The 20,689-nt window shown below is 50.5% G+C and carries 22 protein-coding genes; 11 read left to right on the forward strand and 11 right to left on the reverse strand.

The genetic code is table 11. The annotated features are described in order from the left end of the window. Nucleotides 1-28: 28 nt before the first annotated feature. Both BCM14_RS15210 and BCM14_RS00580 read right to left on the reverse strand, forming a co-directional pair. Complete coding sequence (locus BCM14_RS15210) at nt 29-187, reverse strand: hypothetical protein (RefSeq protein ID WP_259673324.1); 159 nt, start codon at nt 185-187, stop codon at nt 29-31. 270 nt (nt 188-457) lie between these two features. Then, nucleotides 458-667: a hypothetical protein gene (locus BCM14_RS00580; protein WP_106226064.1), complete on the reverse strand. Its 210-nt coding sequence runs from the start codon at nt 665-667 to the stop codon at nt 458-460. Between the two features lie 357 nt (nt 668-1,024). Here BCM14_RS00580 and BCM14_RS00585 point away from each other — a divergent pair, with 357 nt between their 5' ends. From BCM14_RS00585 to BCM14_RS00595, 3 genes are all read left to right on the forward strand, one after another. After that, complete coding sequence (locus BCM14_RS00585; protein ID WP_106226124.1) at nt 1,025-1,963, forward strand: Bug family tripartite tricarboxylate transporter substrate binding protein; 939 nt, start codon at nt 1,025-1,027, stop codon at nt 1,961-1,963. A gap of 47 nt (nt 1,964-2,010) precedes the next feature. Continuing rightward, a complete protein-coding gene (locus tag BCM14_RS00590; RefSeq protein WP_106226065.1) occupies nt 2,011-3,057 on the forward strand; it encodes an alpha/beta hydrolase in 1,047 nt (348 codons plus the stop codon). 134 nt (nt 3,058-3,191) lie between these two features. Next, complete coding sequence (locus BCM14_RS00595) at nt 3,192-3,683, forward strand: CCDC90 family protein (protein WP_106226066.1); 492 nt, start codon at nt 3,192-3,194, stop codon at nt 3,681-3,683. Nucleotides 3,684-3,775: 92 nt separating this feature from the next. Here BCM14_RS00595 and selD read toward each other — a convergent pair whose 3' ends face one another. Next, nucleotides 3,776-4,825, reverse strand: coding sequence for a selenide, water dikinase SelD (selD, locus tag BCM14_RS00600; RefSeq protein WP_106226067.1), 1,050 nt, complete (start codon nt 4,823-4,825; stop codon nt 3,776-3,778). 151 nt (nt 4,826-4,976) lie between these two features. On the opposite strand from selD, the gene BCM14_RS00605 reads away from it, so the two are divergent. Both BCM14_RS00605 and BCM14_RS00610 read left to right on the forward strand, forming a co-directional pair. After that, nucleotides 4,977-5,423 (forward strand): nucleotidyltransferase substrate binding protein, encoded by a 447-nt coding sequence (locus BCM14_RS00605; protein ID WP_106226068.1) that lies wholly within the window; start codon nt 4,977-4,979, stop codon nt 5,421-5,423. After that, nucleotides 5,410-5,733 carry a nucleotidyltransferase family protein gene (locus BCM14_RS00610; protein WP_106226069.1) on the forward strand — a complete coding sequence of 108 codons (324 nt, stop codon included), beginning with the start codon at nt 5,410-5,412 and terminating at the stop codon, nt 5,731-5,733. Before BCM14_RS00605 ends, BCM14_RS00610 begins: the two co-directional genes overlap by 14 nt. Before the next feature lies 1 nt (nt 5,734). Here BCM14_RS00610 and BCM14_RS00615 read toward each other — a convergent pair whose 3' ends face one another. The 6 genes from BCM14_RS00615 to BCM14_RS00640 all read right to left on the reverse strand — a co-directional run bounded on the left by BCM14_RS00615 (nt 5,735) and on the right by BCM14_RS00640 (nt 12,625). Then, nucleotides 5,735-7,282 carry a mannitol dehydrogenase family protein gene (locus BCM14_RS00615; protein WP_259673326.1) on the reverse strand — a complete coding sequence of 516 codons (1,548 nt, stop codon included), beginning with the start codon at nt 7,280-7,282 and terminating at the stop codon, nt 5,735-5,737. Between the two features lie 26 nt (nt 7,283-7,308). Beyond that, nucleotides 7,309-8,520, reverse strand: coding sequence for a D-mannonate dehydratase ManD (manD, locus tag BCM14_RS00620; RefSeq protein WP_106226071.1), 1,212 nt, complete (start codon nt 8,518-8,520; stop codon nt 7,309-7,311). 16 nt (nt 8,521-8,536) lie between these two features. Further along, nucleotides 8,537-9,943, reverse strand: coding sequence for a TRAP transporter large permease (locus BCM14_RS00625; RefSeq protein ID WP_106226072.1), 1,407 nt, complete (start codon nt 9,941-9,943; stop codon nt 8,537-8,539). A gap of 17 nt (nt 9,944-9,960) precedes the next feature. Continuing rightward, the gene (locus BCM14_RS00630) at nt 9,961-10,542 is read right to left on the reverse strand and encodes a TRAP transporter small permease (RefSeq protein ID WP_106226073.1); all 582 of its coding nucleotides are present in this window, start codon (nt 10,540-10,542) and stop codon (nt 9,961-9,963) included. 2 nt (nt 10,543-10,544) lie between these two features. After that, nucleotides 10,545-11,534 (reverse strand): sialic acid TRAP transporter substrate-binding protein SiaP, encoded by a 990-nt coding sequence (locus tag BCM14_RS00635; RefSeq protein ID WP_106226074.1) that lies wholly within the window; start codon nt 11,532-11,534, stop codon nt 10,545-10,547. A 62-nt stretch (nt 11,535-11,596) separates the two neighbouring features. Next, nucleotides 11,597-12,625: an L-idonate 5-dehydrogenase gene (locus BCM14_RS00640; protein WP_106226075.1), complete on the reverse strand. Its 1,029-nt coding sequence runs from the start codon at nt 12,623-12,625 to the stop codon at nt 11,597-11,599. 137 nt (nt 12,626-12,762) lie between these two features. Between BCM14_RS00640 and BCM14_RS00645 the strand changes: the two genes are divergently transcribed. Further along, on the forward strand, nt 12,763-13,725 hold the full coding sequence (locus BCM14_RS00645) for a glycine/sarcosine/betaine reductase selenoprotein B family protein (RefSeq protein ID WP_106226076.1): 963 nt from the start codon (nt 12,763-12,765) through the stop codon (nt 13,723-13,725). Between the two features lie 35 nt (nt 13,726-13,760). On the opposite strand, the gene BCM14_RS00650 is transcribed toward BCM14_RS00645, so the two are convergent. After that, nucleotides 13,761-14,552 (reverse strand): sulfite exporter TauE/SafE family protein, encoded by a 792-nt coding sequence (locus BCM14_RS00650; RefSeq protein ID WP_106226077.1) that lies wholly within the window; start codon nt 14,550-14,552, stop codon nt 13,761-13,763. Nucleotides 14,553-14,634: 82 nt separating this feature from the next. After that, nucleotides 14,635-16,167, reverse strand: a complete 1,533-nt coding sequence (locus BCM14_RS00655) for a glycine betaine ABC transporter substrate-binding protein (RefSeq protein ID WP_259673329.1) — start codon at nt 16,165-16,167, stop codon at nt 14,635-14,637. A 203-nt stretch (nt 16,168-16,370) separates the two neighbouring features. On the opposite strand from BCM14_RS00655, the gene BCM14_RS00660 reads away from it, so the two are divergent. From BCM14_RS00660 to BCM14_RS00680, 5 genes are read left to right on the forward strand one after another with little or no spacing between them, the layout of a single operon-like run. Then, nucleotides 16,371-17,465 (forward strand): ABC transporter ATP-binding protein, encoded by a 1,095-nt coding sequence (locus tag BCM14_RS00660; RefSeq protein WP_106226078.1) that lies wholly within the window; start codon nt 16,371-16,373, stop codon nt 17,463-17,465. Between the two features lies 1 nt (nt 17,466). After that, a complete protein-coding gene (locus BCM14_RS00665; protein ID WP_106226079.1) occupies nt 17,467-18,573 on the forward strand; it encodes an ABC transporter ATP-binding protein in 1,107 nt (368 codons plus the stop codon). Further along, nucleotides 18,570-19,451, forward strand: a complete 882-nt coding sequence (locus BCM14_RS00670) for a carbohydrate ABC transporter permease (protein ID WP_106226080.1) — start codon at nt 18,570-18,572, stop codon at nt 19,449-19,451. The genes BCM14_RS00665 and BCM14_RS00670 overlap by 4 nt, the downstream gene beginning before the upstream one ends. Continuing rightward, the gene (locus tag BCM14_RS00675) at nt 19,444-20,292 is read left to right on the forward strand and encodes a carbohydrate ABC transporter permease (protein ID WP_106226081.1); all 849 of its coding nucleotides are present in this window, start codon (nt 19,444-19,446) and stop codon (nt 20,290-20,292) included. Before BCM14_RS00670 ends, BCM14_RS00675 begins: the two co-directional genes overlap by 8 nt. A 12-nt stretch (nt 20,293-20,304) precedes the next feature. Beyond that, nucleotides 20,305-20,613 (forward strand): DUF2160 domain-containing protein, encoded by a 309-nt coding sequence (locus BCM14_RS00680; protein WP_106226082.1) that lies wholly within the window; start codon nt 20,305-20,307, stop codon nt 20,611-20,613. Nucleotides 20,614-20,689: the final 76 nt, after the last annotated feature.

A 20,689-nucleotide genomic window follows, 5' to 3' on the forward strand; every position in this document is an offset into this window, starting at 1 on the left:
GGTGGGTTTAGTTCAGAAAACTTTGTATTTAGAGGCAGCCACTACAGGCTTGTGCCGCATCGTTTAACCTAAACTGGACAAGGTGTTCAGCTTGTGGCGCATTTGGGTTAGCTGTCACGCTCTCACCAAAAATCATGGTCCCAAAACACAACGCGATGACTGCAGCGACTAAAACGACTTTGTTCATGGTTAAGCTCCTGTGTTCCGATTGCTCGGGAGTTGTGTGGCGGGTTTCGAAAATAAAGCAGCAATAAACACGAATACGTTTTCGATATATTTCGACTTCAATTGATTAGTGCTGAGTTGTTCGGGCGTTTGCGCTAAATCAACAATGCGTGTGAGCTCGTGTAGGCGAGGATGCCGAGACATCCTTTTGTTATTTGCTTCTGACTCTGGAGCCAGCTCGCTCGCGATTTGACCCCGCTCTTCATTCTCGACAGGAGCATCAAAAGAAAGGCTATCTATACATATAGTCATTTGCAATTTCCTCGATATCACTGATGGATTTGGGCTCTTTACTACTGATGTAGGCTGCAATATCTTGGGCTTTCGTGTTTCGCGCAAAGGCGAGCACAAATAAATTGAGATGAAATTTGAGTGAATGGCCTGTATGCGGGCGCGCCATGGCCATAGCGTCTGAGAAGGATAGGTCTGTGATTTTGTCCATGGCCGGTGGTCCTCACTGTGAAAGTTATCCCGCAAAAAGGGATTAACTTGACTACTCATTCACAAAGATTACGACCGAACCCAATACAATATTGTTAACTATTGTTACCCGCGTACTTAATAATTAGTCGACAGCTGAGACATGGTGCAAGCGTTGATATTTGCTGAGGTGGACTCGGTCTGAGCTAACTGTTATTGACACACAATTGAAATATTTATGTAACATCTGACGGGTTAACAGCGCTGGTTGGCGCCCTGAAGGTGCAGTGATAAATTCGCAAATAGAATTATCAAAAAAATGAAGCGAGACAAAATGAAATTAATAAAAAAGTGTCTGTTGCTGGTGACCGCCGCAGCGATGTCAATCTTTTTACCGCTCACTGGGCATGCCCAAGACAAATGGCCGACACAAGCGATCACTTTTGTTGTTCCCTACCCACCTGGGGGGCCAACCGATGTCATGGCTAGATTGCTATCAGTGCCATTGAGCACCAAACTTGGGGTCTCGGTTGTTGTTGAGAACAAGGCTGGGGCAAGTGGCAATATCGGCACCGCGCAGGTGGCCAGAGCGAAACCCGATGGCTACACGATCTTGCTAGCCGCCAGCGGCAACATGACCATTAACAAAGTGATCTTTAAAGATCTCGCTTACGATCCGGTTAAAGATTTTGCGCCTATCACGCAGATTTCGAAATTTCCGCTGGTCCTTGAAGTCAAGGCGGATTCAAAGATCAAAACACTGCAAGAATTCATTGATTACGCGAAAGCTAATCCCACAAAAGTCACCTTCGGTTCAGCAGGTAGCGGTTCGCCACAGCATTTAGGGCCCGAATTACTTAAAAAAGTAACTGGGGCGCCTATGCAGCACGTTCCGTACAAGGGTGCTGGGCCAGCGGCCAATGATTTGCTCGGCGGTCAGATTTTCAGCATGTGCGACATCACTGCTGGCTCAATGAAATATATTCAGTCGGGCTTGTTGCGCCCAATCGCGGTCACGACAGCAACTCGCTCTCCTGTGTTGCCAGATGTGCCCACGATGGATGAAGCGGGTGTTAAAGGTTTTGATTTTTTTGCCTGGCATGGTATTTCTGCACCTGCGAACACACCAGTTGCCATCATCGATATTTACAACAAAACGCTTCTGGAAATTTTCAAAGATCCGGATTTCCGAAAAAAATGGGAAGCTATCGGAAGCGAAATCGTTGCCGGGACACCTCAACAATTCGCAGATCTGATTGACTCGGAATCGATCCGTTTGGGTGCGCTGGTTAAGGATCTTAATATTCAGCTGGACTAAATACTGAATCACGATACTTAATCAATCAATAACAAATAGACAAAATTATGAAAATTAAAAAGCTGATCATCAGCGCAATCCTCGTTGCTTTACCGCTTCAAGCAGGCTTCTCACAAACACTCGCCCCACGAGAAGTACCGGCTAAAGTGATCGCGGTGCCAGACACGGTCAGTCCGCAAATCCAAAAGCAGATCGCGATGCCGTTAACCCCAACCTGGAATGTCATCCCCGACACGGCAGAGGGCTGGCGTGAGCAGGTTCGCGCAGGTGCTATCGCCACGGAGAAAACGATCCCAGCACTGCTGGAGTTATTAAAGGTAAAAGTTGAACCGACGATCATCAACGGTGTGAAGGCGTTTGTGATCACCCCAGCGGTCATTGCACCTCAGAATAAGGACAGGTTACTTGTTCACGTGCACGGTGGTTGCTTTGTAAGTGGACCAGGTTTGGCTGGGACGGTTGAGGCGATCTATATGGCGGGCCTTGAGCACTTTAAAGTGATCTCGGTCGATTACCGGATGCCACCCGACTATCCCTACCCAGCTGCGCTAGATGACGCGATGGCTGTATGGAAAGCAACCACTGCCACGCATGATCCCAAGAAAATGGGTATTTTTGGTTCTTCAGCTGGCGGCAACTTAACGCTTGCGATGGTGTTGAGAGCAAAGCAAGATAAATTACCGTTGCCTGCTGCAATCGCACCCGGTACACCGATGTCTGACTTAACCGGCGCGGGCGACTCGTTTCAGACAAACGCAATGATTGACAATGTGCTTGTCGCTTATGGTGCAAGCTGCGATAAGCGCGCGGCGCTCTATACCAACGGACACGACCTGAAGGATCCGATGCTCTCGCCGGTGTATGGAGACTTTAAGGGTTTCCCACCGACGATCTTAACGACTGGGACACGCGATCTGCTCTTAAGCAACACTGTTCGTGTTCACAGAAAGCTTCGCAATGCTGGCGTACTTGCCACGCTGCAAGTTTTTGAGGGGCAGTCACACGCGCAGTTTTACAGAGATATCAACGCGCCAGAAACGAAAGAAGCGTTTGACGAGATCGCTATGTTTTTTAATCAATATTTGAAGCGGTAAAACGACTTGCTCAATAGCCAATTTGTAAGACTTTGAAACAGCCGCCCAAACTCTATTGTTTTTACTCTTCAAAAAGTTCAGACTTCATCCTGTGAGTCGCTTCAAGGCTCAGTTGGATTTTTTGAAGGGTAGTCATGAGTACATTTAATTCTCTTTCTTACGCCAAGCAACTTATTAACGCTGGCGTCCCGAGCGATCAGGCCGAAGTACATGCGCTGATGCTCCAAAGCCTTTATGACGAAGAGCATAATAAATATGCGACCAAAGCTGATTTTTTGAGCCTGAGCCATGATGTCAGAACGCACATTAATCAGCTTGAGGTAAAAACTGATCGGTTAGAGGGTAAGACTGATCATCTAGAAACTAAAATCGTTCAGGTTGAAACTAAAATCGTTCAGGTTGAAACTAAAATCGATCAGATCGAAACAAAAATTTCTGCTGAAATCGCAGATCTAAAAACGACAATCTATCAATGTAAAGACGACTTTGCAGAGTTTCGATCCGATCTCTCGGCGTTGCGGACATCTCACAAATACATTATCTGGATTGGTGGTGGGGTAGCTACCCTGTGTTTAAGTGCTTTTGGCCTGTGCATCACGATGTTTTTACACACAGTAAAGATTTGACGAGATCGCTATGTTTTTTAATCAATATTTGAAAGGATTAGCGGGTTGCTATTGCTAAGCAGGTGGTGACTTCGACCTGTAAGACGAGCAGATTAGCTGATGATTAGCTGTTGTGACTGTGCCTCACCCATTTCACCAATCACCGTAGCTTCATGAAACCCGTGGCGCTTGAAGACAGCCAGGACCTCTGTGACGGTTTCTGGCGCACAACACACCAGCAATCCGCCACTCGTTTGCGGATCAGATAACAAAGTCTGACAGTCAGGCGGCAATCCCGTCGCGAGGCCGATATCTTGGCCATAACTGGCCCAATTTCTGCCGGAGGCGCCCGTCACCATGCCGGCTTTAACAAGCGCTGATACTTGTGGCAACAAGGGCACCTCTGCCCATTTGATATGAGCAGTCAACTTTGCACCGCGCGCAAGCTCTAGCGTGTGCCCAGCCAGACCAAAACCCGTCACATCTGTTAACGCATGCACGCCAGCTGTCTGCGCAAGTTCTGAGCCTGGAGTGTTAAGTTTAGTGGTGGTGGCGATCATGGATGCGTAGCCAGTCGCATCAAGTGCTTCTTTCTTTAGTGCAGCCGACAGAATCCCAACGCCTAGAGGTTTGCCAAGGATTAGGACATCACCTTTGCGAGCGCCGTCGTTTCGCTTCACGCGATCAGGATGAATCAAACCTAAAACCACCAAACCGTAAATCGGTTCGACAGAATCGATGGTGTGACCCCCAGCAATGGGTATCCCAGCCTCACGACAAATTGAAGCACCCCCTTCGAGGATTTTTCCAATGGTCGCTGTCGATAACACGTTGATCGGCATCCCGACCAAGGCTAGTGCCATGATCGGTGTGCCACCCATGGCGTACACATCGCTAATCGCATTGGTTGCAGCGATCCGGCCAAAGTCATGCGGATCGTCCACGATAGGCATAAAAAAGTCGGTCGTTGCGATCAAGGCTTGTTGGTCATTTATTTTATAGACTGCAGCATCATCCGATGTCGCGATGCCGACCAGCAATTCTTTAGGGATGGGCATCTGCACGGTGTCTTTCAAAATCTCAGCCAAGACTCCCGGCGCTATTTTGCAACCGCAGCCGCCTCCGTGTGATAGGGAAGTGAGGCGGGGTTCAGTTGAATTCATGGGGAGGTCTCTTAAGCACGAGCGGCAGTGAGGAACAGATAAACTGGCATGTCAAGCTATTGTAATCAATTCGTTCTGACTTAATTGTCCCCTGTAAAATCAAACAAGTAGCTATTATTTTATTAATCTGCAATTAACGAGATCATCTCGCATGACCCTTAGCACTGAACATCTGTTGCGCACGGCGAGCACCCTAGAGAGAGCGCTTGACGCCTTGAGCAGGATTCCGGCCGGCCAACGCGATGTAGAGCAGGACATTATGTACGACTTGTATCGTAATGCGGCTGTCAAAAGTTTTGAGTTATCCCTTGAAACCACCGGCAAGCTGTTGCGTAAAGCGATCAAGGCATTCAACGCGAATCCGCGCGAAGTGGATTCGCTCGTTTTTAATGATGTATTGAGGTATGCCGGCAAGCATAGTCTGATGGATGAAGCAGCGGTGGTTCGTTGGATTCAATATCGTGCCAACCGAAACAGTACAGCGCATGACTATGGGGTGTCGTTTGCAAACGAAACGTTGGCACTTTTACCTCAGTATCTGATTGATTTGCGACAATTAGCAAAGCGTATTCAAGGCGTTTTTGATGCCGCAAATTAATCTGCAACAGCTTCAGTTGTCACCGAATCATCTCGAACTGCTGAGAATCCTCTTGCGACAATGTGTACCCGCAGCTGAGGTTTGGGCCTACGGTAGTCGGGTGACTGGTGGCTGCCATGAGGGCAGTGATCTTGACCTTGTTTTACGAAACCCAAAGCAATTAGATTGCGTTGTGGACGGGCTTGAGGACTTGACCAAAGCGATACAAGCAAGCTTGCTACCCATGCTTATTGATCTTCATCTTTGGGCGGGATTGCCAGAAGAATTTAAGCGCAACATTGAAAATGCGTACGTCAAAATTCAGGGGTAGGTTACGTCAGTACATGCCGAATTGTTTTTGACACACCGATTGTATTAAGCAGATATAAATGATGCCCAACGAGTTCGATTAAGTCGTCGGTTAGCACAGCACCGTACTGACCGAAGACAGTCTCGACTTGGCACAGCGCTCTCGCTCGGGCTTGGCATGACTGTCGGTCCCCATCCAACGCCGGTGCGACCACCAGCTTTTTTTTAAGGTCATCAGCAAGCGGGTCACTGATCTCGTAACGATTACCGGCCTCGTCATATCCCTGCAAGTATCTCAACCAGCCAGCCAGGCACAAGCTCAATAGCTTGGTTTCGCCTTTCATGTTGCTTTGATCGGTGAGTGTCCCGAGCCATCGTTGTGGGATTTTCTGCGATCCATCCATGGCGATTTGTTGGGTTCGATGAGCGAGTGCTGGGTTGGCAAAGCGAGCAAGCAGACTGTCTCGATAGCTAGCTAGATTTATTCCCGACAGCGAAGACAGGGTTGGTTCGACCTCGTCTCGCAACAGCGCCTCGATGCAGGCGCGCAGTTCTGGTTGTTTGATGGCGATATCAACGGTTGACCAGCCCGCAACTGAGCCTAAATAAGCAATGCCTGAATGCGCGCCGTTCACCATGCGAAGTTTGAGGGTCTCCCATGGTGTGGCGTTCTTTACAAAACGGGCGCCACCAGCAGCCCAATCGGGTCGGCCAGCAGCAAATTCATCTTCGATCACCCAATCGATAAATGGCTCGGCGATAACAGGCCAGTTATCCAGTGCGTTGAGTGCCCCCGCAATCTTGTTTATGTCTGCTTGAGGGGTGCGCGGCACAATTCGGTCAACCATTGAGCAGGGGAAGGTACAGCGCTGTTCAATCCAGTGAGCGAGATCGCTGTCATATTTGCGAGCAAAAGCCAAGACCAGGCTTTTGAGCAGATGACCGTTTGACGGCAGGTTATCCAGAGACATCAACGTTAAGGGCGAGCCCGATTGTCGCTTGCGTGCCGCTAGGCCATAAACGATAAAGCCGATAGCGGTTCGAGGCGACTCGGGGTGTGCAAGGTCATGTTGTATATCTGGGTGGGCGAAGTGCAAGGTACCGTCCGCCGGGGTGTGACAGTAGCCTTTCTCGGTAATGGTTAAGCTAACAATTTTGATATCGGGATGCGCGATCTGATCGAGCACTGCCTGCGAGGAATCCGGCGCGACGAGGATTTGTCTGACACAGCCAATAACTTGAAGTACCTGTCTGGGTTTGCCATCCTGATCGGCATCCCGGATCCCGAGTGTATAGAGCCCCTCTTGGGGAGTCAGCGCATCGCGAGTGTCAGTCTGACGAAGTGAAACGCCGACTATGCCCCACTTTGTCCAATGGCCCTCGTCTCGCTCAGACAAAGCTGCAGGACTAGTTTGGCTCTCGATGAAGGCGTCATGAATTGGCCCAAGGTGGGCTCGCATGAAGGCGCCAATACCCAAATGAACAATACCTGATTTCAGTTTCGTCCGATCATATTGAAAGCATCTGACCCCTACAGCTAAGCGAGACAGATTGTCAGGATGTAGTTTCACTGCGGGCAAGCGATCCACCACCTGAGCTACCAGCTAGTGAGCGTGCCATCATGCTGCAGGCGATTCACGGGCAGATAGGCGCGTTGGTAGGGGTATTTTGCAGCGAGTGCTTCGTCAATATCAACGCCATGCCCAGGCACATCCCCTGGATACATGAAGCCTCGATCGAACGTGTAGGCATGAGGGAAAACCGCCTCCGTTTCTTCGTTGTGCGGCATATGTTCTTGTATGCCGAAATTAGGCACCCAGAGATCAAAATGCAACGCAGCGCCCATACAGACCGGTGAGAGATCTGTTGCACCATGCGATCCCGTTCTCACTTGATAGAGTGATGCAAAATCCGCAATACGCCTCATATGCGTTATCCCGCCTGCGTGTACAACGGTTGTTCGAATGTAATCGATCAGTTGATTCTGAATCAGGTCTTTGCAATCCCAGATCGTATTGAATACTTCGCCCACAGCCAAGGGGGTAGTCGTGTGTTGTCGTATTAGTTTGAATGCCTCTTGATTTTCAGCAGGCGTGAGATCTTCAAGCCAGAACAGGCGATAGGGCTCGAGATCTTTACCGAGTCTGGCAGCTTCGATGGGCGTGAGTCGATGATGAGCATCGTGCAGCAGGTGGTGATCCCAGCCAATTTTCTCGCGCACGGCATCAAACAGCTTGGGTGTGTGTCGCAGGTATTTTTCGGTCGACCAGTCGTGCTCTGACGGCAAGTCAGCATCGGCAGGCTCGTAAAAAGTCGTGCCTTTTCCGACCCCGTAAACCTTGTCGAGCCCAGGTACACCGCTTTGTGCGCGAATGGCGGTGTAACCCATTTCAGCGTGTCGAAGGACTTCTTCAACTGTATGGGAAATATCTCGACCGTTCGCATGGCAGTAAACCATGATTTTGCTGCGGCTCTTGCCCCCAAGCAGCTGATATAGCGGCATGTTGGCAGCCTTGGCCTTGATGTCCCACAGGGCCGTATCGACTGCTGCGATCGCTGACAGGGTGACTGGGCCTCGACGCCAATATGCGCCTTTGTAAAGATACTGCCAGATATCTTCGATCTGCTGCGGATCGCGTCCGATTAAACAGGGGATAACGTGATCCTGCAGATAGCTGGCGACGGCCAGCTCGCGGCCGTTTAGCGTGGCATCGCCCAAGCCAGTTAGACCCTCATCCGTCTCTATTTTCAGGGTCACGAAGTTACGCCCAGGACTGCAGACGATGACACGCGCTGAAGTGATCTTCATGTAATTGGTCCCTAGCTTACTTGATCATGTCGAAGTACTTGGGCAACCAAAGGGTGATCGACGGGATATAGGTAATTGCAATCAGAGCCAGCATCAAAGGGATAAGCCAGGGCAAGATGGCTACCGTGGTTCGCTCAACTGACAGTTTGGATATTCTCGCCAGCACAAATAGCACCATGCCCAAGGGTGGATGTAGCAAGCCCACCATCAGATTCAAAGTCATGATGAGGCCGAAGTGCACCGGATCAATACCCAGTTTGAGAACAAGTGGTAATAAGATGGGGACTAGGATCGTGATCGCAGCTGTGGTGTCGATAAAGCAGCCCACAAACAAGATCAGCAAGTTTGCCAGTAGCAAGAACACCCACTTTTCAGAAGTGATCGATAGAATCCAGGCAGTCAGCGCTTGAGCAGCTTGCGTTGTCGTTAACAGCCAAGCAAAGATCGATGCTGCCGTGACGATAAATAAAACAGAAGCGGTAGTCTCGATCGTATCAAAACTTGCTTTCACCAGGTTTTTTAAAGTCATCGAGCGATAGCGCACTAATCCGAGAAACAGCGCCCAGATGACTGCAGCGACTGCGGCTTCAGTCGGTGTGAACCAACCCATGGTCATGCCACCGATCAAAATGACTGGTGTCATCAAAGCCATGACAGCGGAGAAATTGAACTTCCAATCCAAAGCCAGCAAGAGAACAAACGCGCCGAGCGTGGCAAGGTTGGGCGATACGCCGCGCTCGACCAATAACCAGACGCCTAAGGGGAAAGCCAACACAATCAGGATTTCGAGTGTGGCGCCGCCCAAGCGCTTCCAGTCGAATGCGACATCACTGCCCCAGTTGTTTTTGCGTGCGAAATAAGCAACGGTGAGCATCATGAGCGCTGTCATGAAGATACCTGGCAGGATCCCCGCTACAAACAAGGCACCGATCGACACGTTTGCCATCATGCCGTAAATCACAAACGGCAGTGATGGTGGGATGATGGGACCCAGCGTGGCTGATGCAGCCGTCACACCGACTGCGAACTCGGTGTCATAACCGTGATCCTGCATGGCTTTGATTTCGATTGAACCAAGGCCCGCAGCATCAGCAATCGCAGTGCCTGACATGCCAGAAAAAATGACGGAACCAATAATATTGACATGGCCCAGGCCACCGCGCATCCAGCCGACCAGTGCAACAGCGAAATCATAAATACGCCCAGTGATACCGGCGATATTCATCAAATTTCCAGCCAGAATGAAAAATGGTACGGCAAGCAGCGGGAAAGATTCAACCCCAGAAATCATCCGCTGAGCGACCACCACATCAGGAACCGATCCGGAGACAAAGATAAACAATAAAGAAGAACCCGCCATGGCGACTGCGACGGGCAAGCCAATAATCATCAAAATCAAAAAAGAAACAATCAAAATTAACATGTCAATATCCGATGAAATCAGTCGTATGCTTCGGGTCGTTCAAGGACCGAGTAGCCTTGCTTGAGGTGTAAAAAACTCACCTGTATTGCGCGGATTGTCATCAGAAACATGCCCACAAACGAGAGCCAGTAAACATCGCTTTTGCTCCAGGTAATCGTCGTCATGGGCTCGCCATCGACTGCCATGGCGTAGCGGGCAAACAACCATGAAACATAGCCAAAAAACAGAATTGACATCACATCGGTAATGGTTGCCAGCACTCTGCCAAGTCCACCAGGCAGGTAGCGATAAATGAAATTCACCTGTATGTGGCGACTACGACGAACACAAGCGGCCGCGCCGATAAAGACGACAGGCATGAGGCAATAGACGGCGAGTTCTTCGGTCCAGGCGACTGAGTCGTTCATGACGTAGCGTGTAAAGAATTGCACGCACACGAGCACCGTCATGATCCAGAAGAAGACCAGACAAATCCAGTCTTCTGCCGAATAGCCGGATAGGTCGGCTTCGTGATGGTCCGCCTCGGCGAAGCTCGCCACAATGTCACTGGCACTGACAGTGTGGGGCCCTGTTTTGTTTACTTCAGCGGTTGTCGACATGTTTATTTGACTGCCTGAATGCGGTCCCAGTCTGCCTTGCTATAACCGTATTGCTCAAAGGGCACTTTCTGCAATACGGTGTCACGAAACTCATTTGTATCGATGCTCACCACATTGATGCCTTTTGCCTTGAATATATCTACCAACTCTTTCTCACGGGCCGCGACTTCTTTTGATGCCTTTGCAGCTGCTTCTTGCATCACTTCAGTGAACATTTTTTTATCATCATCACTGAGTTTTTTCCAAGTACTGCTTGAGACAATGGTGTTCAAGTGATCAACGATATGACCGGTCAACACGATATTCTTTTGTACCTCATAAAACTTCTTGGCTTCTATGGTGGTTAGCGGATTCTCTTGTGCTTCGACCGTGCCATTTTGCAAAGCCAAGTAGACTTCTGCAAACGCGATTGGGGAAGTGTTGGCGCCGCAAGCGCGCGGCATGGCAAGATAAGCAGGTACGTCAGGAACACGGATTTTCAGACCTTTCATATCGGCGCATTTTGCAATGGGCTTGTTGCTGCTGGTGTGACGAACGCCGTAATAGGTTGTTGCAACAATCGTGTTGGCAGTTTTGTCTTCGTAGCCTTTGTTTAGTTCTTTATAAATATCGCTTTTGGTGTACGCCAGCAAATGATCAACACCGCGGAAGGTGTAGGGATAGTAAGTCACCCCGATGCGGGGGAAAGACTTCGCGGCAAAGCTTGAGCCGGAGATGATGATATCGACAGTACCTAGCGACAAGCCTTGATTGATGTCGTTCTCTTTACCAAGCTGAGACGAGGGATAGACGTCGATTTCATATTTGCCATTTGAGCGTTTCTTGATTTCTTCAGCAGCCCAAACCGATGAGGTATGGAAGGGCTCGCTCGGTTCGTATACGTGTGCCCATTTCAGTTTGACGGGATCAGCTTGTGCGGGCGATATCGCCGCAATGGTAGCCCCTGCGACTAACAGAGTAGCGAAGGCAAGCTTCATGGGTTTCATATTCATTTTTGGTCTCCTGAATAGTTTTGTATGGTTTGTGCTTGTTGATGACTTTTTTAAAGCAAAATCTAGTCGAACGTAATCTGTACCTTTGTGCTGCGTTGTCGGTCGAGTGCAAGGTCAAATGCGGCTTGAGATTGGGCAAGTGGTAATTGAGCGCTGATGATTGGTCTGACATCAGCACGCCTGGTTCGAATTGCCTCGACGGCCCAATCAAAGGCGGCCAAGGCACGAAACGCACCCACATACTCAAGTTCTCGCGACATGATTTGATTGGCAGGGAAAGTCATCTCAGACGGAAGCGTGCCGACCTGAATAATCCGACCGCCGCGTTTTGCCGCAGTCAGGCAAGTAACTACTGCGGACGGGTGTCCGGCTGCTTCAATACAGACATCTGCACTATCCGCGAGCTCAGAGGCAGAGATCAAATCGGACCTAAGGCACAAATCAGCACCAACTGCCTTGGCAATTGATAACGCTCTGTCTTGCACATCACACACAATGATTCTTGCGGCTCCAGCAATACGTGCAGCGATGGCTGTCATACAACCAATCGTTCCGCCACCTGTGATGAGCACGGTTTTTCCTAAAACCGACCCTGCACGATGAATCGCATGTAAGCCAATTGATAGCGGTTCGGCACAGGCAATTTCACCCAGGGAGATTTCAGCCTCGCTGATAGGTGTGAGTTGGCGCTCACCCACGATGAAGTGCTCACGAAACAAGCCAGGCAAGTGAGGGAATATTGCTGCGCTGCCTAAAAACACCATTTGATTACATAGATTGCCACGGCCTGCGCGGCAGAATTCGCATACGCCACAGGGATGTGAGGGGTTAACCGCCACTTTGTCGCCGACTTTGACCTGCGTCACACCGACACCAATGGACTCCACGACCCCAGACGCCTCATGGCCGGGTACGAACGGTGCCCTGATTGCGAAAATACCGGCCCGGCCATGCTCGTAGTAATGCAAATCTGAGCCGCAAATACCGCCGGCACCCAGCCGGACTCGCACTTCGCGCTCGCCTGGCGCGGGTACTTCGTGATCCGTTAGCCTCAAATCCCGAGGACCGAAAAGGGTGCAGGCAATACTCATGCTTGTCTCGTTGTATTGTTCAAATTGGTCAGACCAATTTCATACTAAACCGCAGCAAAGATTTGTCGATATTAGGGACTACCCTGCCTAGCTTTCGTGCGCTAGACTAACGCTGACAGAAACAGGATTCAGGCCAAATGAACGATAAGACTAAAACTGCGCAAGTCACTAACGATAATCTGTTGGACTTTGCGAGTGATGATGATCAGCCTATTCGTTATATGCAACGTACCCGCGATTGGTACCTCGGCTTGGGCTACGACAATCCTTATCGCTGGGCGCACTATACGGATGTGCCGTTCACCTCGGTCGTTAAGCCGTTGAAAAACAGTTGTGTCACGCTTATTACCACTGCTGCTCCGTATCAGGCAGATAAAGGCGATCAGGGTCCTGGTTCGACCTATAACGCAGCAGCTAAATTTTATGAGGTCTATTCAGGCGATACGAATGCAGAGCACGACTTGCGCATCTCGCATGTCGCAATTGATCGCAAGCATACGAGTATGCAAGATAGCAATACTTGGTTCGCCTTGCCCATGCTGAAAGCACTCGAGCGAGAAAATATTATTGATCGGGTGGGGCCAAATTTTTATGGCGTGCCAACTAATCGAAGTCAACGCCACACACTAGAAGTCGACGCGCCCGAAGTGTTGAAGAGATGCCGAGAAGATGGTGTAGAGGCTGCCGTACTCATCCCCAATTGCCCGGTGTGTCATCAAACCTTGAGTCTCATTGCACGTTTTCTTGAGGCTTCTGGGATACCCACAGTTGTCATGGGCTGTGCCAAAGACATTGTCGAGCATTGCGGCGTGCCGAGATTTTTGTTCAGCGATTTCCCGTTGGGTAATTCGGCTGGGCCGCCTGACGATGCCGACGCCCAGCGTTTCACTCTGTTGCTGGCTTTGCGCTTGTTGGAGACTGCCCCAACGGCTCGCACCACGGTGCAGTCGCCCCTGCGCTGGGCTGCCTCGCATGAGTGGAAGTTCGACTACTCGAATATCGACAGAGTGAGCCCTCAAGAGCTGCTTAAACTTAAGCAGGAGTTTGATCGCGGCAAGGCTGTAGCGGCAAGCCTGCGTCAAACGCAGATCAAGAGTTGAAGCCTTAGTCTGGTGGCAAAGCCGTCTTTAGTTGGTTATGCAAAAACCAGTTTGGTGCTGACCCAAGCCAAAACCAGCGAAAGTAGCCCTCTGATGAGACGATCAGGTACTTTATGGGATAGGCGAGAGCCCAGCCAAATCCCAGGCAGCGAACCAGCAAGCAAAGACGCCAGCAAATACCAGTCAACTGACCCGAGCGAGGCATGCCCCAACCCGGCCACCATGGTCAGGGGTACAGCATAAGCAATATCGGCCGCAATGATGCCGGCCAAGGGCAGTCGAGGATAAAGAATCATCAGCACGGTGACACCAATCGCGCCCGCGCCGACCGAGGTTAGGGTGACGAGACTGCCGATGACTGCGCCGAATAAAATGGGCAAGGACCAATGACGTGGCCGAGTGGCTTCTGCCAGTCCCTCTGCGGTGGTTGCTGGCGCTAACTGGCGACCCCGGATCGCTTTGTAGAGCATGGCACAGGCTGTCAGCAACAGAGCAATCCCTAAGCTAGTGGACATGACATGCTGGACTTCGGGGCTCGACGGCCCAACTTCGTGCAAAACTAAAAGCGTGACTAGTGCCGCAGGGATGCTACCCGCGCAGAGCGACAGCACTGGCTTCCAAGGTACCAGGCCTCGTCTGGACAGGCTAAAGGTTCCACCAGCCTTGGTGAATGCAGCAAAGAGCAGGTCGGTTCCAACCGCCAGATAGGGTTTGATGCCGAAGAAAAAAATCAGCAAAGGGGTCATGAGTGAGCCGCCACCTACCCCAGTCAGCCCAACGATGAGACCGACAAAAAAACCTGCGATGACGAAGCCATAATTTTCCATGGCTCCACTTTAGGTCTGGTTGGCACTAAAACAAACGATTTGTTTGTTTTACCGATATGCCTTGGGGAAATATGGCACCCGATTAAAAACGTTTCTTGTTTAGCTTTTCAAACAAAAACTGAAGGAGTAGGGCGAGGCTTGCGGCCGGGATCGCACCGGCTAGTAACAACTCGTTGTTATTTAAAGCTAATCCCTGGGCAATTCGATCGCCGAAGCCGCCGGCACCAACAAAAGCCGCAATGGTTGCGGTGCCGACGCTCAGCACGGCGGCAATCTGTATCCCACCCAAAATAACTGCTTTTGCGATCGGCAGCTCGATGAGTATCAGTCTATCTAAGGGTTTGAGCGCCAGTGCGGTGGCCGCCTCACGCATCCCCGGAGATATTTCTCGCAGCCCCGCGTGCGTGTTCTGCACGATGGGTAAAAGGGCGTAGAGAAATAGTGCGGTGATCGCAGGCACCATGCCAATCAGACCAAAGGCTGATATGAGAAACGCTAACATGGCCAGTGACGGGATGGTTTGGACAATGTTGCAGGCTGAAAGCACCCAGCGCCCGGTTTTGGGTTGATAAAAACAAAGAATACCCAACGGTAATCCGATGCAAGTCGCCAACCCAACGGAGATCAGCACAAGCAAGCAATGCTGAAGACCCAAGCGCCAGAAATCGTCACCAAAAAGAAGCTTGAAAAAAGACTTGTTGACCGGATTTTGTTGATCACGACTCAAAAACTGAGCCGCTGCCTTCTCGAAAGTCGAGCCTTTAATTTCAACGCTCGTATTCAGTTCAAGCATTTTTTGTTGCGAAATACTATTTCGCAGGCTCAGCAGTGCCTGCCATGATGAGGGAAAACGAGTGGGGAAATCGGCTCGATAGAGCAGCACAGCCTCGTAGACAGGAAAAAAATGCCTGTCGTCTTCCAGAACCGTTAAGTCGTAGCGAATTAACTTCGAGTCGGTCCCGTAGGCATCCACGATATCAATTTGCCCGGACGCGATCGCCTCGTAAGCCAACCCGTGATCTAGCCCGCGAGGGTGAAGTTGGTCGAGCTGATAGGCGCTAACTAGCCCCTTCCACCCGTCTTCACGACCGATAAACTCGTGCGATAAGCCTGGAATCAGCGCTGGATGTTTACTCAGGTCTGATATCTTGCTGATCTTGAGCTTAGCCGCCTGTTCTCTTCGCATGGCAAGCACGTATGCGTTATCGAACCCTAACAAGACGCCTGCTTGTAAGCCAAGCGGTAACAGACGCTTGTTGATGTCGGTTAGAGACAATGCCTGGTCAGTTTTTAAAATCTCACGGGTGATCGTACCGGTGTACTCGGGATAGAGATCGATCTCTCGACTACTGAGCGCGGCAACGAGGATGCCGGTATTGCCAAGCCCGGACTTCAGCGTCACCTTGTCTTGGCCGGCCTGTTTCAGTCGCTGACTAATGATTTCGCCAAGAATATACGCTTCAGTGAACCGCTTTGATCCGATCACGACCCCCGTATCAGAGGGATTTGACGCCACAGTGTTCAGCGGACAGGAGGCAACCAATAAACAGCAGGCCATCAGTCGCAGAAGCTTTGACGCCCGGCGCGTTGCCGGATTATCGGGATGGGTTGTCATAAGGCGGGGCGGATATTTAACAGGGCGACTCACGGTCACGGGTACCGGCTCAACCTTAACGTAAAAAAAGCTCAAAAATCCCAAGCGCGGGTTTTCACTGATTACACATTTCTGGCCATCAGGCGTATAACTGAGTGCAATCACTAAGATTAACGTTGGTATAAGACCGCGGAGTGATTAGGTGACAAAGGGGTGGGCGAGCAATGCGCCTGAAGTTACAAAAAATAGAAAAGCAGGTCGGGGCCGAGCAGTTTTTATATCCGATGAGTATCGACTTACAGCCCAATACGGTCAACGTATTGCTTGGGGCGACCTTGGCTGGCAAAACGACGCTCATGCGATTGATGGCAGGGCTTGAACCACCGACAGGAGGCGAGATTTTCGTTGATGATCAGGATGTCACCGGCTTGACCGTGCGTAATCGCGACGTGGCTATGGTGTACCAGCAATTCATCAATTATCCCTCAATGACGGTATTTGACAACATCGCTTCGCCCTTGCGCTTGCGGCGCGAAAAAAATATCGCTGCCCAAGTCAATGCGCTCGCGGCCAAGCTACACATCGACCCTTTTCTTAAAAGATTGCCGGCAGAATTATCGGGTGGACAACAACAGCGGGTCGCCCTGGCAAGGGCGCTTGCCAAACGGGCGCCGCTGATCTTGCTGGATGAGCCCCTTGTCAACCTTGACTACAAGCTCAGAGAAGAGCTGCGTGACGAGCTAACGCAAATTTTTGCTAATGGTGAATCAACGGTGGTTTACGCGACCACTGAGCCTAGTGAGGCATTGTTATTGGGTGGTTATACCGCGGTGCTTGAGGCGGGTCGACTGCTGCAGTACGGCGCGACCCCAGAGGTTTTTCATCAGCCCGCGTCGCTGAGCGTTGCGAGAGCCTTCAGTGATCCTCCAATTAACTTGATTGCCGCCCGAGTTTCAGCGGATGGTCATCAGATCGCCTTTGGTCAAGGTTTAATTCTGAATCTGACAGCGGCGCTTCAGCCTAGTCAGACTGTGACTATCGGGATGCGAGCTAACGCATTACGAGTGCAGGCTCGACCAGGTGATTTGTCGCTGAGTGGGTTGGTAGAGCTGGCGGAGATATCGGGATCTGACACGTTTTTACATGTCAAGACTCAGTTAGGTAATGTCGTCGCACAGCTAACGGGTGTGCATTATTTTGACATTGCATCGACTATTACTTTGTATATGAGTTCCGAGCACGCTTACTTGTTTGATAGCACTGGGATATTGACTGTTGCGCCCCGCGGCACAGCGATTTCGTTTAAGGCGGGGGTGTGATTTGGCTCAGATAGATCTCGATCTGGCTCACTCCTATCGACCTGGTCCGCAGTCCGATAGTGACTATGCCTTATTGCCGCTCAAAATGAGTTTCCGTGATGGGGGCGCCTATGCACTGTTAGGGCCTTCAGGCTGTGGCAAGACTACCATGCTCAATGTCATTTCGGGTCTGGTTCAGCCGTCTCAAGGATCGCTGCGCTTCGATGGTAAAGACGTTACGACCTTGACCCCTCAGCAAAGAAATATTGCGCAGGTGTTTCAGTTTCCGGTGATTTACGACACGATGACTGTTGCTGAAAACTTGGCATTCCCGTTGCGAAATCGGGGCGTATCCGTCGATCATATTGCCAAGCGGGTGGGTCAAATTGCCGAGATGCTCGAGATCAGTCATCAGTTGAATCAGCGCGCAGCGGGTTTGTCTGCCGATGCTAAGCAGAAGATCTCGCTTGGACGGGGCCTGGTTCGTGAGGATGTTTCAGCCGTTCTGTTTGACGAGCCCTTAACTGTTATCGATCCGCATTTGAAATGGCAATTGAGACGCAAACTCAAACAAATCCACCACGAACTGAAACTCACCCTGATCTATGTCACGCACGATCAGGTCGAGGCCTTGACCTTTGCTGAGGAAATTGTCGTCATGACCCGGGGCAGAGCGGTACAGACAGGATCGGCAGCCGAGTTGTTTGAGAGACCACAACATACCTTCGTGGGTAATTTTATTGGCTCACCAGGCATGAATTTCTTGCCTGCTCACTGCCTTGGCAATCAAATCCAAATTGGCTCTCATGCCTTTGATATCCCTGAGCAAGCTCAGCATGCCTCGTTGCACGCGATCGGCGACTTCCTTATTGGCATTCGCCCGGAGTACGTTGAACTGACGACAGCTGGTCATGCAGGTGCTCTGCCTGCGCACGTCGTGCGGGTTCAGGATGTGGGTACTCACTGGATAATCACCGCGACAGTCGACACTGCTCAGGTAGCCGGTCTGATTACTGTAAAGGCCAGACTGAGCGCCGAGACGACAATGCCTGACGCCGGGGATACAGCGTGGCTTCGGATCATCAATCCCCACACGCGCTTTTATGATAACGAGGAGATGATCGCATGAAGCCGGTCAACCAGAAAGCGTGGTTTCTGATTCTGCCTGTCTTGCTGTGCGTAGCCTTCTCGGCTATTTTGCCCTTGATGACTGTTGTCAATTATTCGGTGCAAGATATTATTTCACCAGAGCGAAGAGTGTTCGTTGGCACAGAATGGTTCGCTTCAGTGATGCGCGATTCTGACCTACACGAAGCGCTTTGGCGTCAGCTTATGTATTCGTTTTCTGTGTTGGCGATCGAGATTCCCATGGGGATTCTCCTCGCGCTCGCGATGCCAGCCACAACCTGGCGTTCATCAGCTGTGTTGGTCATCGTCGCGCTATCTCTGTTGATCCCCTGGAACGTGGTTGGTACCATCTGGCAAATTTTTGGACGAAGCGATATCGGTTTGCTGGGCGTGACACTCGCCAAGCTCGGAGTTGAATACAACTACACCGGGGATTCCCTTGATGCCTGGGTAACTGTTCTGGTGATGGATGTGTGGCACTGGACGCCGCTGGTTGCTTTGCTTTGTTATGCAGGTCTCCGATCGATCCCAGATGCTTATTATCAGGCTGCGCAAATTGACGGTGCAAGCAAGTTCGCGGTGTTTCGTTATATCCAACTGCCTAAAATGCGCGGCGTCCTGATGATTGCGGTGTTGTTGAGGTTTATGGACAGCTTCATGATCTACACCGAGCCCTTTGTCTTGACGGGTGGTGGGCCCGGTAACGCAACAACGTTTCTCAGTCAGTATTTAACTCAGAAGGCGGTGGGCCAGTTCGACCTTGGGCCTGCCGCAGCCTTTTCATTGATTTATTTCTTGATCATCTTGTTGCTCTGTTTCGTTCTGTATAACTGGATGCAACGCGTGGGCACTGCTGACAAAGAGGGTGCCCATGAATAAAACCCCGACGATTGTTGCCAGCGACGCTGGCACACGCCCAGGCTTCAAAAAGCGCACCATATTTCTAATTGCTTACTTGGTGTTCGCCATCTTGCCCATCTACTGGATGATCAATATGTCGTTTAAAACGAATGAAGAAATCGTCGCCAGTTTTTCGTTTTTCCCACAAGCGTTTACGTGGGCTAATTACAAAACTATTTTGACTGATGTGTCGTGGTATTCGGGGTACATCAACTCGTTGATTTATGTCGCCATCAATGTGGTGATTTCCTTAACGGTTGCCTTGCCGGCAGCCTATGCGTTTTCACGTTATCAATTTATCGGCGATAAGCATGTCTTTTTCTGGTTGTTGACCAATCGCATGACGCCAGGCGCAGTTTTTTTGCTGCCGTTTTTTCAACTCTATACAGCAGTCGGGTTGATGGATACGCATCTTGGGGTTGCCTTAGCGCACTTGGTGTTTAACGTTCCACTGGCGGTCTGGATTCTTGAAGGATTCATGAGCGGAATCCCCAGAGAAATTGATGAGACTGCATATATTGATGGTTATAGCTTCCCGCGGTTTTTTCTGACAATCTTTGTGCCTTTGATTAAAGCTGGCATTGGCGTTGCCGCATTCTTTTGTTTTATGTTCAGTTGGGTTGAGCTGCTGTTGGCGCGCACGCTGACCAGTGTGAATGCCAAGCCGATTGTGGCGACGATGACTCGCACCGTTTCAGCAGCAGGTATGGATTGGGCCACCCTTGCTGCTGCAGGTGTGCTGACGATCGTCCCAGGTGCCATTGTGATTTGGTTTGTTCGGCATTACATCGCGAAAGGTTTTGCGATGGGTCGCGTTTAAGGAGGCGTCAGCATGTTTGAATGGATGGCGTGGACCACACCGATCGCAGTTTTTTTTATTTGTATCGTTTTGATGCTTATCGGGTTGACGATTTGGGAGATCAAATCGCCCACCATCATGCGTAAAGGCTTTTTGCCTATTGCGACGACCCGGGGTGATCGTGTATTTATCGGTTTGCTTGGCGCTGCCTACATCAATCTGGCCTTTGTGGGGATATCTGAAAAATTAATGGGATGGCTCAGCCTCGAACAAGAGCCCAGTGTCTGGTTTAGTTTTGTGTTGTCAATGATTTTTGTGGCTGTTGTGCTGCGCAACGGTTAGGAAGTTTGTCGATTTTTTACTGTACTGGTCGCTGTGTTTCCCGAAGGGGATCAGTATTCTTTACACAAAACGGGAA

Source organism: Jezberella montanilacus (genome assembly GCF_003003055.1).
GTDB classification, from domain to species: Bacteria; Pseudomonadota; Gammaproteobacteria; order Burkholderiales; family Burkholderiaceae_B; genus Zwartia; species Zwartia montanilacus.

Coding starts and splice junctions, on each gene's coding strand:
- BCM14_RS15210 (WP_259673324.1), bottom strand. CDS start 187: ATGAACAAAGTCGTTTTAGTCGCTGCAGTCATCGCGTTGTGTTTTGGG.
- BCM14_RS00580 (WP_106226064.1), bottom strand. CDS start 667: ATGGACAAAATCACAGACCTATCCTTCTCAGACGCTATGGCCATGGCG.
- BCM14_RS00585 (WP_106226124.1), top strand. CDS start 1,025: ATGTCAATCTTTTTACCGCTCACTGGGCATGCCCAAGACAAATGGCCG.
- BCM14_RS00590 (WP_106226065.1), top strand. CDS start 2,011: ATGAAAATTAAAAAGCTGATCATCAGCGCAATCCTCGTTGCTTTACCG.
- BCM14_RS00595 (WP_106226066.1), top strand. CDS start 3,192: ATGAGTACATTTAATTCTCTTTCTTACGCCAAGCAACTTATTAACGCT.
- selD (WP_106226067.1), bottom strand. CDS start 4,825: ATGAATTCAACTGAACCCCGCCTCACTTCCCTATCACACGGAGGCGGC.
- BCM14_RS00605 (WP_106226068.1), top strand. CDS start 4,977: ATGACCCTTAGCACTGAACATCTGTTGCGCACGGCGAGCACCCTAGAG.
- BCM14_RS00610 (WP_106226069.1), top strand. CDS start 5,410: ATGCCGCAAATTAATCTGCAACAGCTTCAGTTGTCACCGAATCATCTC.
- manD (WP_106226071.1), bottom strand. CDS start 8,520: ATGAAGATCACTTCAGCGCGTGTCATCGTCTGCAGTCCTGGGCGTAAC.
- BCM14_RS00625 (WP_106226072.1), bottom strand. CDS start 9,943: ATGTTAATTTTGATTGTTTCTTTTTTGATTTTGATGATTATTGGCTTG.
- BCM14_RS00630 (WP_106226073.1), bottom strand. CDS start 10,542: ATGTCGACAACCGCTGAAGTAAACAAAACAGGGCCCCACACTGTCAGT.
- BCM14_RS00635 (WP_106226074.1), bottom strand. CDS start 11,534: ATGAATATGAAACCCATGAAGCTTGCCTTCGCTACTCTGTTAGTCGCA.
- BCM14_RS00640 (WP_106226075.1), bottom strand. CDS start 12,625: ATGAGTATTGCCTGCACCCTTTTCGGTCCTCGGGATTTGAGGCTAACG.
- BCM14_RS00645 (WP_106226076.1), top strand. CDS start 12,763: ATGAACGATAAGACTAAAACTGCGCAAGTCACTAACGATAATCTGTTG.
- BCM14_RS00650 (WP_106226077.1), bottom strand. CDS start 14,552: ATGGAAAATTATGGCTTCGTCATCGCAGGTTTTTTTGTCGGTCTCATC.
- BCM14_RS00655 (WP_259673329.1), bottom strand. CDS start 16,167: ATGACAACCCATCCCGATAATCCGGCAACGCGCCGGGCGTCAAAGCTT.
- BCM14_RS00660 (WP_106226078.1), top strand. CDS start 16,371: ATGCGCCTGAAGTTACAAAAAATAGAAAAGCAGGTCGGGGCCGAGCAG.
- BCM14_RS00670 (WP_106226080.1), top strand. CDS start 18,570: ATGAAGCCGGTCAACCAGAAAGCGTGGTTTCTGATTCTGCCTGTCTTG.
- BCM14_RS00675 (WP_106226081.1), top strand. CDS start 19,444: ATGAATAAAACCCCGACGATTGTTGCCAGCGACGCTGGCACACGCCCA.
- BCM14_RS00680 (WP_106226082.1), top strand. CDS start 20,305: ATGTTTGAATGGATGGCGTGGACCACACCGATCGCAGTTTTTTTTATT.